Source organism: Sorangium sp. KYC3313 (assembly GCF_052075895.1).
Classification (GTDB): domain Bacteria; phylum Myxococcota_A; class Polyangia; order Polyangiales; family Polyangiaceae; genus Sorangium; species Sorangium cellulosum_B.
Window position 1 is genome coordinate 6,690,729 of sequence record NZ_CP197255.1, and the last position, 12,191, is coordinate 6,702,919.

The following is a 12,191-nucleotide window of genomic DNA, read 5'->3' on the forward strand; positions in this document are numbered from 1 at the left end:
AGCCTGCAGCGCGGTGGGATCGTCGATCCGGCCGCGCTCGCCCCGCCGTCAGCAGTGCTCGGCGATGATCGCCCAGCAGGCGTCCGCGAACTCGCGGTACGTCGATCGGTCGAGCGTCGCCTGCGTCACGGGCATCACGTCCTGGTGCTCGGCGAGCATCGGGCGCAGCGCGCCCTCGATGTCCGCGCTCGTCTCGATCCACAGGAACTCTTCGATGCCGTCGGTGATCTGGCCGCGGATGAGCTTCGGCACCTCGCTCAGGCGGACCTTCTTCGGGCTCCGCCGCGCGATCGACGAGGCGATCTGCTCGGCGTGCGCCGGCCACCGCTTGAGCGCGTTGTGGAACGTGGAGCCGACGAGCCGGAGGATCTGCTGCGCGAGCCTCGCCACGCGCGGGCGCTGCACGCGCTCCTCGTTCTCCGCCACCATCGCCAGGTAGTCGTCGCTCAGGAGCTTGCGCAGGTCGCTCGAGAGGATCTGCTGCGACTCCGGCGTCATCCGCAGATCCGCGACGTGCGCGAGGAAGATGTCCCGCAGCATGGTCAGCCGCGCCGTGACCGAGCCGGTCGGGGTCGTGTCGAGGATCTCGGCGAGCGGGTCGATCAGCCGGCGCCCGAAGGTGGTGAGGATGTGATCGAGGATCCGCTTCTGGTGCTGCTTGTGGCCGAGCACGGACAGCGCGCGCGCGATGTGCGCCTTGCTCGGCGCGTCGACGAGGATCTCCAGCGGCTGGTCCTGCGGCTTCCCCTCGTACATGCGCAGCGACGCGAACATCTCGCGGAACGCGTCCGCCGCGGCCGCCCCCTCGCCCGACTCGCCGTAGACCCGGATGACGAGCCCCGAGTCGGGACCGGCGTCGAACAGCCGCCGGAGCTCTTCCCGGATGTCCTCGTCCGTGACGAGCGGCCCCGGAGGGAGCGATTTCCCGCGTGGATCCATGAGCGTCCAGCCTACGGCAAAGCGCAGCGTACCTGAACCTCTGTGCCCCGAGAAAGCGAGCGCCGGGGGCACGCTGCGTGGGCGGAGGTAGGATGTCCAGATGAGCGGCCTGGATGTCCAGATGAGCGGCCTGGATGTCCAGATGAGCGGCCTGGATGTCCAGATGAGCGGCCTGGATGTCCAGATGAGGGGTCTGGATGTCCAGATGAGCGGCCTGGATGTCCAGACGAAGGGCCGGCGCCCGCGAGCCCCGTCCGATCAGATGAAGACGACGGGTTGCTCCCAGATCGCGAGGACGATGCAGCCCTCGGCGCTCGAGACGCTGTGGCGGCTGCCCGGGATGTTCACCACGAGCGTACCGGCGCGGTGGTGCCCGCGCTCGTCCGACTGCGATCCCGCGAGCACGAGGATGTGCTCATGGCCGCGATGGACGTGCTGCGGCACGGATGCGCCCGGCGCGTAGCGCAGGAGCGCTGCCGAGGCGCCCGCCTCGACGTTGCCGTGGAGGCGGTGAATATCGACGCCGTCCCGGAAGCGCCGCCAGGGGACCGACTCCGGTTGAGCGATCATGGCCGCCACATTCGCAATGATGAACGGCAACTGCACAGGCATCGAATCTCGCGCAGATGCTGGAATGGTAGATGTCATCGCGAATCTCCAGTGTTGATGGAACCATGCCACGGCGCGCCGTGCGCACTCAACAGGTATCAATCGACGCGCGAAAAATTCACGCGTGGGAAAAGTTCCAGAAATGAGGAGTCGCGTACACATTGAGAGCGTGAAGAGCACCTCGAGAAATCCTCTGTTCCCTTCGGCCGATGCGCCGCGCGGGCAGCGCTTCCTCGCCGTCTTCCGCCCACTGCTCCTCTCGTTCTCGCTCCTGCCATCGGCCGGCTGCAGCAAGGAGGGGTCGAGCGATCAGCCGCTCACGGTGGGCTTCATCTACGTCGGCCCCAGGGACGACTACGGCTACAACCAGGCGCACGCCGAGGGGGCCGCCGCGCTCGCCAAGCTGGCCGGCGTGAAGACCCGTGAGGAGGAGAACGTCCCCGAGACGGTCGCCGTGCAGAAGACGCTAGAGAGCATGATCAACCTCGATGGCGCGACGGTGATCTTTCCGACGTCCTTCGGCTACTTCGATCCGCACATCCTCAAGGTGGCGGAGAAGTTCCCGGACAAGATCTTCCTCCATTGCGGCGGCCTCTACGACGGGTCGAAGCACCCGAGCAACGTCGGCAGCTATTTCGGTTACATCGACGAAGCCGAGTACGTGTCCGGCATCGTCGCGGGGATGACGACGAAGAGCGGCAAGCTCGGGTTCATCGCGGCGAAGCCGATCCCGCAGGTGCTCCGCAACATCAACGCCTTCACGCTGGGCGCCCGGAGCGTGAACCCGAGCGTGACGACGGCCGTGATCTTCACCGGCGACTGGTCGATGCCCGTCAAGGAGGCGGAGGCGGCCAACAGCCTCATCGATCAGGGCGTCGACGTCCTGACAGCCCACGTGGACTCGCCGAAGGTGATCATCGAGCTCGCGGAGCGGCGCGGCGCGTTCAGCACCGGCTACCACACGAACCAGGCGACGCTCGCCCCGAAGGGGTACCTGACCGGCGCCGAGTGGAACTGGTCCAAGGTCTACACCGACTACATGACGTTCATCCGCGAGGGGAAGCCGTATCCGCACCTCCTGCGCGGCGGCTTCGCGGAGGGGTACATCAAGATCTCACCCTATGGCCCCGCCGTCTCCGAGGAGGCGAAGAAGAAGGCCGAGGAGGCGAAGGCGAAGCTCACGGAGGGCACGCTCACCATCTTCCAGGGGCCCATCATGAACAATGAGGGCAAGGTGGTGATCGCCGATTCGGTCGCGCAGCGGCAGACCGACATCGCGCTCGAGAGCATGGACTACCTCGTAGCGGGCGCCATCGGCTCCACCCGCTAGAAGAGCGATCACGTTGATCAAGCGAGAGACAAACCGCCAAGACGCCAAGGACGCCAAGCTAAGATTCTCTTCTTGGCGTCCTTGGTGTCTTGGCGGTTCGAAATTCTGCGCTTCCCAGGCAGTTTCAACCCGTTTCTCGCCCTAGAGCAGTGGCCGCCCGCTTCGGGTGACCACCGCTCTGGAATGGGCGTCGATCAGAGCGCTTCGAGGACGGCGGCGGCGGGGGCGGTCCAGCCGACGATCGCGCCCTGGGCGCGGACCATCTCCAGCGTCGCCGCCTTGAACTCGGGGAAATAGCTCTCGGTGGCGTCCTCGATCAACAGGCACTCGTAGCCGCGATCGTTCGCCTCGCGCATCGTGGTCTGGACGCAGACCTCGGTGGTCACGCCGGCGATGATCAGGTGGGAAACGCCGAGCGCCGCCAGCCTGGCGTCGAGGCCCGTCCGGTAAAAGGCGCCTTTTCCGGGCTTCGGTACGATGAGCTCCCCGGGCGCCGGCGCGAGCTCGGGCACGAAGTCGTTGCCCGGCTCGCCAAAGACCAGGATGCGCCCCATCGGCCCGACATCGCCGATGCGCATCCCAGGAGCGCCCCGGCCCCGCTTCGCGGGGGGGCAGTCCGAGAGATCCAGCCTGTGACCCTCCTTCGTGTGGATGATGGGCAGGCCGTGGTCGCGGAACGCGTCGAGCACGCGCCGGACCGTCGGCACGATGCGCTGGAGCCGCTCGACGTCGTTCCCGAGCGCCGCGCCGAAGCCGCCGGGGTCGAGGAAGTCGCGCTGCATGTCGATGACGAGCAGCGCCACGGCGTCCCGATCGGCGGCGCGGAAGGGGTACGGCCTCGCCGCGATCTCTAGAGGCCGCGCCGTCATCGGTGCCCCGCCATCGCGCGGCCGATCTCCGCGACGTCGGCCGAAGCGATCGGCGACTCGTGGACGATGCGGCCTTCGCTCATCACGAGGACACGGTCGGCCATGGCGAAGATCTCGTCGAGATCCGCGCTCACGAGCAGGACGGCGGTCCCGCGGTCGCGCGCCTTCAGGATGCGGGCGCGGATCTCGGCCACGGCCGCGAAGTCGAGCCCGAAGCAGGGGTTTGCGGCGACGAGGAGCTCGATGTCCTCGTCCATGCCGAGCTCGCGCGCGAGGACGGCGCGCTGCACGTTGCCGCCGGAGAGCTTGCCTATCGGGGCGTCGACCGAGGGCGCCTTGACGGCGTACTCCGCGGCGAGGCGCTCGGCCGACCGCCTCAGGGCCGTGCGGCTCACGCCCCAGCGGAGCCTCGTGAAGGGCGGCCTGTCGAAGACGCGGAACCCGATGTTCTCGGCGACCGACATCGCGGGGACGCAGGCGTTGCGCAGCGGCTCCTCGGGCAGGCACCGCACCCGGTGCCGCTGGATCTGCGCGCGCCCGGCGCCGTACGGCTCGCCATGGACGAGCACGTTGCCTGCCCGCGCGGGCCGCTGCCCGGCGAGCACCTCGACGAGCTCCTCCTGCCCGTTGCCGGAGACGCCGGCGATGCCGACGATCTCGCCGCGACGGACCGTGAGCGTCACGCCGTCGAGCGCCGGCCGCCCGCGATCGTCGCTCGCGGCGAGCCCCTCGATGCGCAGGATCGGCTCGCCGGCGGGCGCGTCGCCGCGCGCCGCGGAGACCTGCGCCGGCTGCGCGCCGACCATCATCTCGGCCATCGCCGCCGGCGTGAGGTCCTTGACCTTGCCCCGGCCGGCGACCCGGCCGCGCCGCAGCACCGTGACCTCGTCGGCGAACGCCGTCACCTCGCGGAACTTGTGCGAGATCATGAGCACGCTGATCCGCTGCTCGTCGGCCATGCACCGGAGCATCCCGAGCACCTCGTCGGCCTCCCCGGGCGTGAGGACCGAGGTCGGCTCGTCGAGGATGACGATCCTGCTGCCGAGGTAGAGCTGCTTCAGGATCTCGAGCTTCTGCTTCTCGCCCGCGGCGAGCGCGCGGACGGTCCGCTCCGGATCGAGCCGGAAGGGCATGCGCTCCATGAACGCGCGGATCGCCTCGCGCTCCCTGCGCCAGTCGATCACGAGGGGGAGCGACGCGCGCGCGAGCACGAGGTTCTCGGCGACCGTCATGTTCATCACGAGGGTGAAGTGCTGGTAGACCATGCCGATCCCCAGCGCCTGGGCGTCGCGCGGGCTCCTGATGGACAGGGCCGCGTCGCCGACCCTCACCTCGCCGGCGTCGGCCTGGTGATAGCCCATGATGCACTTGACCAGCGTGCTCTTGCCGGCGCCGTTCTCGCCGAGGAGCGCGTGGAAGCTCCCGGGCGCGAGGCGCAGCGAGACGTCGTCGAGCGCGAGCAGCGGCCCGAACCGCTTCGTGAGCCCCGCGGCGGAGAGCGCCGGCGGCGGCGTGGCGGGGCCGTGCTCCCGGGCGGCGGCGCGGGGCGGCCTCGCCGCGGGGCTGGAGAAGACGCGCGGGTCCATGGTCACGGGAGCGCCTCCAGCAGCGCGGCGGAGGTCGAGACCGCGCCGAACACGCCGTTCTGCATCTTGATCATCTTCAGCGCGGCGGCGTGGTTGCCAGGATCCGTGGCCGCGCAGCAGTCGGAGAGCAGCAGGCACTCGTACCCGCGGTCGTTCGCCTCGCGCATGGTGGTGTGCACGCAGACGTCCGTCGTGATCCCCGCGAGGATCAGGTTCTCGATGCGGCGCTGGCGGAGGATGAGATCGAGATCCGTCGCGCAGAACGAGCCCTTGCCCGGCTTGTCGATGATCGGCTCGCCGGGCAGGGGCGCGAGCTCCGGGAGGATCTCCCACCCGGGCTCTCCGCGGACGAGCACCCGCCCGCACGGCCCGGGATCGCCGATGCCCACGCCCGTGCCGCGCCCGCCGTCGGTCCGGCGGGAGCGCCACCGCTTGTTCGCCGGGAGATCGGAGAGGTCCGGCCGGTGCCCCTCGCGCGTGTGCAGGACGTGATAGCCGCGGCGGCGCAGCTCCGCGAGCGTGCGCTGGATCGGCGCGATGCACGCCCGCGTCAGGGAGATGTCGTAGCCGAGCAGGTCGATGTACCCGCCCTTCCCGCAGAAGTCGGTCTGCATGTCGATGACGATCAGGGCCGTCGTCTCGGGGCGGAGCGCGCCGTTGTAAGGCCAGGCGTAGGGATCAGCGGCCACGTAGGGCATGGGTCGAGTCCTCCTGTCATTCAGCGTTTCGCTCGTCTCGTGCGTTTCGCTCGTCTCGCGGGGCTCGCTCCTTTCGCTCGTCTGTTACGGTTCACGCGGTTCGTCCGGCGCGCGCTATCAACGCGCGAGCGCGAGCTCGGCGGGCTGATCGCGCAGGGTCTGGGTCGCGGAGCTCGCGGCGATCATGATGGCCAGCGTCACGAGGTACGGCGCGGCGTTGAAGAGGTGGTATCCCCAGGTGATCCCCACGGACTGGAGCGCCGGCCCGAGGGCGCTCGCGCCACCGAAGAGCAGCGAAGCGAAGAGGCAGCGCACCGGGTTCCAGCGCGCGAAGATGACGAGGGCGACGGCCATGAGCCCCTGTCCGCTCGAGAGCCCCTCGTTCCAGCTGCCAGGGTAGAAGAGCGAGAGGAACGAGCCGCCGACGCCGGCGAGGAAGCCGCCGGCCATGGTCGCGCGCCGCCGGACCAGGTTCACGTCGACCCCCATCGCGCGGGCGCTGTCGGCGCTCTCGCCCACGGTGCGGAGCACGAGCCCGAAGCGGGTGCGGTCGAGCGCCCAGCGCAGGAGCGGGGCGAGCGCGGCCCCGATGAGGAAGAGCGCGTTCACCTGGAGCGCGGAGCGGACCTGGGGGAGATCGCTGAAGAAGCCGAGCGATATCGCGGGCAGGCGGGGCGCCGTCGGCTGGATGAGCGGCTTGCCGAGGAAGAAGGCGAGGCCGACGCCGAAGAGCATGAGCGCGATGCCGACGGCGATGTCGTTGACGCGCGGCTTCGAGCACAGCCACGCGTGCAGCGCACCGAGGGCGGCGCCGATGGCGCCGGCGGCGAGCACGCCGAGCCAGGCAGAGCCGGTGAGGTACGAGACGCCATAACCTCCCATCGCGCCCATGACGAGCGTGCCCTCCAGGCCGAGGTTCACGCGGCCGCTCTTCTCGGTGAGGCACTCGCCGAGGCTCACGAAGAGAAATGGCGTGCTGATGCGGATGGCCCCGGCGGCGACCGCGAGGGGGATGCCCCAGAGACCGAGCGCAGCTGCGTCGTTCATCATGCCACCGAGGGCGCCGGAGCCGCCTGACGGACCTTGGGCTCGCGGGCAATGAGGGAACGGCCGTAAAGCGTCTCGCTGGCGAGGATCGCGATGAACAGGATCCCCTGGAGCACGCTCACCGTCGCGTCGGGGAGCCGCGCCGTCCGCTGCAGCAGGCCGCCGCTCGCGCCGATGCCGCCGAGCAGGAGGGCGACCGGCATGATCGCGAGCGGGTTGTGGCGCGCGATGAACGCGACGAGGATGCCGGTGTAGCCATAGCCGCTGATCAGCGAGGCGTTGGCCCGGCCGTGGACCGCCGCGACCTCCACCATGCCGGCGAGCCCGGCGCACGCTCCGGCGAGCGCGCAGGTGAGCACGACGAGGCGCTTGACCGGCAGTCCGGCGAGGAGCGCCGCGCGGACGTTGCCGCCGCTCATCGCCGCGCCGAAGCCGAACGTCGTCCGGTGCATCAGCACATAACAGAGCGCGCAGGCGAGCACCCCGTAGGCGAGGCCCCAGTGGACCTCGAGGCCGGGCAGGCTCCCGAGCGCGTTCTCGGCGCCGATGGAGGCGGTCGAGGGCTTGTTGAGGCTCGCCGGGTCGCGCAGCGCGCCCTCGACGAGGTGGTTCAGGATCGCGATCCCGATGTAGTTGAGGAGGAGGCTGCTGATCGTCTCGCTCACGCCGCGGTAGACGCGCAGCGCGCCGGCGAGGCCGATCCAGAGCGCCCCGGCGGCGAGCCCGGAGACGAGCATCGCGGCGAGCACGGCGGCGGGCGGCGCGCCCCACGCCCGTGCGGCCAGCGCCGCCGACGCGGCCGAGAGCCCGCCCATGGCGAGCGCGCCCTCGCCGCCGATGACGATCAGGCCGAGGCGCGCCGGCAGCGCCGTGCAGAGCGCGGTCAGCATGAGCGGCGCGGCCCGAAGGAGGGTGTTCTGGAGCGAGAACCACGTGCCGAAGGCGCCGCGGACCATGTCGTGATAGACGCTCAAGGGGTTCACCCCCTGGGCGGCCACGAACGCGCCGAACACGAGGAGCGAGGCCGCGAGGGCCCCGAGGGGGATGGCGATCGCTTCGGTCGTCTCACGCCCGAGCAGCCCGTGCGAGATGACTTTCACGCTGCCGAGGATAAGGCCTCCATTATTTCCACCGGTTTTCGGGGAGCTTGCTTGTCGTGACAGGACGGACAGGGCGGGCGCCTCGCGCCGGGACGACCCGCTCCGGCCTGCGAGCGACGCGCCGTTGTCATGACGTGCGACACCCTGGGGGCTCACCGGGTCGAGTGACGCCGTGGTGTGGTGGCCGCGCTGCGATGTGGCGATAGCGCTGCGATGTGGTGGCCGCGGCGACCGCGAACGGTTCGCACAGCGCGGCGGTCTCCGCCTTGCACTCGCCGTCCGCAAACCCCTGACTGGAGGTAACGCTGTCATGCGGTTCGAACGAACGATCTTGTTCCTGCTCGGCGCCGGTGTCCTCGCGGCGTCCCGCCCCGCGGCTTCGGCGGAGCTGACCTGCTCGTCGAGCGCGACCCTGGAGGCGCTCGTGACGTGCATTCGCGATCAGATGCCCGGCAGGGACTCAGGCATCTTCGTCACCCCGAGCTCGACGCAGCTGGCCGCGTGGCGGAGCGTCGTTCGCACCATGATGGGCGGCAGCTGCAAGCTCGTGCTGCCGTCCAGCCTGTCGTCTTCTGCGCGGATCCGGCTCCTCCGCGACGTCAACAATGGACGAAGATACTGTGTGCTCATGGAGGTCGGCGATCGGAACAGCGACGGAACCGTCGATCTCGGGCTGGGCACGTTCATCGTGGACGCGGCCGCGGAGCGAGAGCTCGCTCATTCGGCGCCGCATGCCACAGCGGACCTGGAGACGGAGATCCAGGCCGTCAGCCTCTTCAAGGCGACGAGATCCCGCAGCTTCCTGATGGCCGGCGCTCACCGCGATGCGAGCTTCACGGACAGCGTTTGCCAGAGCTCGACCATGGTCTCGGACGTGGCTCACAACGTGGCGAACGCGTTTCACGCGACGTACCTGGAGCTCGCGGCCTTTTATGGAGCGAGGCCCTGGTGGGGCATTCAGTGGCATGGCATGGCGAGAGATACGTGCGCGGAGGACGTGTTCGCCTCGCACGGCATGGATGTCGCCCCCGTCTCGGGTGACAAGATACTGGAGCTCAAGCGCAACTTGCTGGCCAGCCAGCCCACCTGGCGGGTCGGCGTCCCCGGCAGCAGCGATTGTTCGCTGAACGCGACGACCAACGTTCAAGGCAGGCTCCTCAACTTCGTCTCGGCGAGCCAGGTCTGTGGTCGCTCCGCCACGAGCTGCAGCGGACGCTTCGTGCACATCGAGCAAGATCCCGCCTTCCGCCTCGCGGACACCTGGATCAATGCGGTCAAGGCGACCTGGCCATGAGCGCCGCTCCTCGGCCGCGCGCTGCGGAGCGAGCCTGGCAATGAGATGAGGAACGCATCGATCTCGTTCGCGCGCTCGCGCGCTCGCGCGCTCGAGTCGTGCGCGTCGTGGAAGATGTGCTGGAGATTTCGCATCGCGTTAAGGCCGCCCGGGTGAACAGCGACGCGCGAATTCATGTTTCGCCTCGGAAACAGCGGAATGTTTCAGCGGTAACGAAGTAAATGCATTGCCATTGGTACGGTGACGTGTGCGCACGATCTGCATATGCTCGCCGTCATGACATTGCCCCGTGTCCCGCTACGCTCTCTGGGTGTCGTCGCTGCCGGTGCCGTCCTCGTCGTGGCGACAGCCGCGTCGTGCGGTGGAGGTGGCTCGAGCGCGTCCTCGTCGGACGGCGGATCGGGGCCTGGCGGCGCCGGTGCCGGAACAGGAGCAGGAGCAGGAGCCGGAGCAAGCCAGGGCCCTGCGAGCAGCTCGTCGTCAGGGGCGGGCACCGGCGGCGCGCCACCCGCGGTCGGCTCCGGCGGCAGCGAAGGCGGCGGCCCGCCGGCGCACGTGCCGGGCGAGCCGATCTCCATCCCGGCTCAGGCGTGGAGCAGGGGTATCACGGACGGCGTCTACGAGGACGGCGCGCCCATCGGCGGCTTCGGGGCCGGGACGATCACCTGGCGGTTCGACGGCAGGTTCTACAAGGGGCGCCTCGATATCGGGAGCAATGACCAGAACGTCGACAGCAACGCGGGCTTCTTCATGTACCAGAAGGCCGAAGGGGGCGACGCGCAGACGAAGCGACTCGACAAGGACGGCCTGGGCCAGGGGCAGGCGACGTACTCCTCGCTCTTTCCACGCTCGTGGGTCGATTACCACGGCGCGGCATTCCCCTGCAAAGCGAAGGTCGAACAATACAGCCCCATCATCCCGGGCGACTACAAGAAGACCAGCTATCCGGTCGGCGTCTATCGGTGGGAGATCACGAATCCGACCGGCGCGCCTTGCGACGTCGCCGTGATGCTGACCTGGAAGAACGATCACGGCGGCAATGGCGCCATGGTGCAGACCTCCGGCGACGACGTCGGCCTGGTCCTCACGCGCGGCGGAGGGGCGGCGAGCTCCGAGGGGCACGGGGAGTTCACGCTCGCCAGCCGGAACGCGCCGGGCGTGGTCGTCTCGTACCAGTCCGCCGACAGCGTCGCCGCCCTGCAGAGCGAGCTCGCCAACGACGGCGCGCTCGCCAACACGACGGGAGGGCACGCGCTCGGGGCGATCGCGTTCAAGGCCACGGTGGAGCCGGGGAAGAGCGTCACTGTGCCGATCGTGCTCGCGTGGGATATCCCGGTCACGCAGGCGGGCTCGGGGGACAGGTGGTACCGCGCGTACACGCGCCACTTCGGGCGGACGGGGAACGCCTCGTGGACGATCGCGGCGGAGGCGCTCGCCGAGCACGAGCCGTGGCTCTGGGCGATCCAGGACTGGCAGGCGAGCGTGCTCGACGATCCGAAGTACCCGGAGTGGCTCAAGGGCGCTCTGTTCAACGAGCTCTACTACTACGCCATCGCGGGCACGTACTGGGAGGCCGGCGCGGCGTCCGGCCAGCCGGACGACCCGGACGAGGACATGTTCACCAGCCTCGAGTCGTACATCTACCCGTTCTACGGGACCTCGGACGTGCGCTTTTACGGTTCATGGGCCCTGTTCTCGCTCTGGCCGGACATCGACAAGCAGGAGGTGCGGCAGTTCTGCGACAGCGTGACGACCACGCGCTCCGACAGGCCGCGCCCGCTCGGGACCACCGCGCACGATTTCGGAGACACCGACACTGTCTTCCGCAAGTGGAACGCGTACACGTACCGCGACTCGACCAACTGGAAGGATCTCAACTCCAAGCTGGTCCTGATGGTCTATCGCGACTGGGCGCTCACCGGGAAGACCGACAAGGAGTTCCTCGATTACTGCTGGCCCGCCGTGAAGATGGCGATGCAGAAGGTGAAGGGCCAGGACGGCGACGGGGACGGGCTGCCGGAGAGCAACGGCATCGATCAGACGTACGACGACATGGATCTTCACGGCAACACCGCGTACTGCGGGGGCCTCTTCCTCGCCGCCAGCGAGGCCGCGAAGGAGCTGGCGACCGCGGTCGGTGATACCTCGCTCGCGGGCACCTACCAGACATGGTTCGATCAGGCCAAGGGCGGCTTCGAGTCGAAGCTCTGGACGGGGGCGTATTACAAGATCGACACGGGGAGCCGGGACACGAGCCGGATCATGTCGGACCAGCTCGCTGGCCAGTGGTACGCGCGCGCCCTCGGGCTGCCGCCGATCGTCGACCCGAGCCACGCCGTGTCGGCGTTCACCAAGATCTACGAGAACAACTTCAAGCGGTTCGACGGCGGGACCCGCGGCGTCGTCAACGTCATGACCGCCAGTGGCTCGGTCGACGGGACGAGCAACCAGACGCGGGAGTGCTGGGTGGGCACGTCCTGGGGCGTGGTGGCCGGCATGATCCAGGAGGGGCTCGCCGCGCAGGCCGGCGAGATCGGCGCGAGCCTGGTCGACACGATCTGGAAGACCGACGGCCTGTGGTTCCGCACGCCGGAGGCATGGGAGGGCAACGGCAGCATCCGCGCGCCCTACTACATGCGGGCCACGACGCTGTGGGCGGCGAAGCACGCGTACGACATCGCGCCGTAGACACGCGATATCGCCCTCGCGAACACGACGT

At 69.2% G+C, this 12,191-nt stretch carries 10 protein-coding genes; 3 read left to right on the forward strand and 7 right to left on the reverse strand.

Translation table 11 applies throughout. The features are described 5' to 3' along the window. Nucleotides 1-48 precede the first annotated feature (48 nt). Nucleotides 49-939, reverse strand: coding sequence for a hypothetical protein (locus ACSRUE_RS26055; RefSeq protein ID WP_437766898.1), 891 nt, complete (start codon nt 937-939; stop codon nt 49-51). Nucleotides 940-1,197: 258 nt separating this feature from the next. Next, nucleotides 1,198-1,509 (reverse strand): cupin domain-containing protein, encoded by a 312-nt coding sequence (locus tag ACSRUE_RS26060; protein ID WP_437766899.1) that lies wholly within the window; start codon nt 1,507-1,509, stop codon nt 1,198-1,200. A gap of 310 nt (nt 1,510-1,819) precedes the next feature. Here ACSRUE_RS26060 and ACSRUE_RS26065 point away from each other — a divergent pair, with 310 nt between their 5' ends. After that, a complete protein-coding gene (locus tag ACSRUE_RS26065) occupies nt 1,820-2,878 on the forward strand; it encodes a BMP family ABC transporter substrate-binding protein (RefSeq protein WP_441293129.1) in 1,059 nt (352 codons plus the stop codon). A gap of 194 nt (nt 2,879-3,072) precedes the next feature. Here ACSRUE_RS26065 and ACSRUE_RS26070 read toward each other — a convergent pair whose 3' ends face one another. The 5 genes from ACSRUE_RS26070 to ACSRUE_RS26090 all read right to left on the reverse strand — a co-directional run bounded on the left by ACSRUE_RS26070 (nt 3,073) and on the right by ACSRUE_RS26090 (nt 8,178). Then, on the reverse strand, nt 3,073-3,747 hold the full coding sequence (locus ACSRUE_RS26070; RefSeq protein ID WP_441285949.1) for a cysteine hydrolase family protein: 675 nt from the start codon (nt 3,745-3,747) through the stop codon (nt 3,073-3,075). Next, nucleotides 3,744-5,333 carry an ABC transporter ATP-binding protein gene (locus ACSRUE_RS26075; RefSeq protein ID WP_441293130.1) on the reverse strand — a complete coding sequence of 530 codons (1,590 nt, stop codon included), beginning with the start codon at nt 5,331-5,333 and terminating at the stop codon, nt 3,744-3,746. Before ACSRUE_RS26075 ends, ACSRUE_RS26070 begins: the two co-directional genes overlap by 4 nt. A gap of 2 nt (nt 5,334-5,335) precedes the next feature. Continuing rightward, nucleotides 5,336-6,031 carry a biuret amidohydrolase gene (biuH, locus tag ACSRUE_RS26080; RefSeq protein ID WP_441285950.1) on the reverse strand — a complete coding sequence of 232 codons (696 nt, stop codon included), beginning with the start codon at nt 6,029-6,031 and terminating at the stop codon, nt 5,336-5,338. Nucleotides 6,032-6,148: 117 nt separating this feature from the next. Continuing rightward, nucleotides 6,149-7,078: an ABC transporter permease gene (locus ACSRUE_RS26085; RefSeq protein ID WP_441293131.1), complete on the reverse strand. Its 930-nt coding sequence runs from the start codon at nt 7,076-7,078 to the stop codon at nt 6,149-6,151. After that, a complete protein-coding gene (locus ACSRUE_RS26090; protein WP_441285951.1) occupies nt 7,078-8,178 on the reverse strand; it encodes an ABC transporter permease in 1,101 nt (366 codons plus the stop codon). The genes ACSRUE_RS26085 and ACSRUE_RS26090 overlap by 1 nt, the downstream gene beginning before the upstream one ends. A 310-nt stretch (nt 8,179-8,488) precedes the next feature. On the opposite strand from ACSRUE_RS26090, the gene ACSRUE_RS26095 reads away from it, so the two are divergent. Together ACSRUE_RS26095 and ACSRUE_RS26100 are read left to right on the forward strand one after the other, a co-directional pair. Further along, a complete protein-coding gene (locus tag ACSRUE_RS26095) occupies nt 8,489-9,472 on the forward strand; it encodes a hypothetical protein (RefSeq protein WP_441285952.1) in 984 nt (327 codons plus the stop codon). Nucleotides 9,473-9,748: 276 nt separating this feature from the next. Then, nucleotides 9,749-12,160: a GH116 family glycosyl hydrolase gene (locus ACSRUE_RS26100; RefSeq protein WP_441285953.1), complete on the forward strand. Its 2,412-nt coding sequence runs from the start codon at nt 9,749-9,751 to the stop codon at nt 12,158-12,160. Nucleotides 12,161-12,191 lie beyond the last annotated feature (31 nt).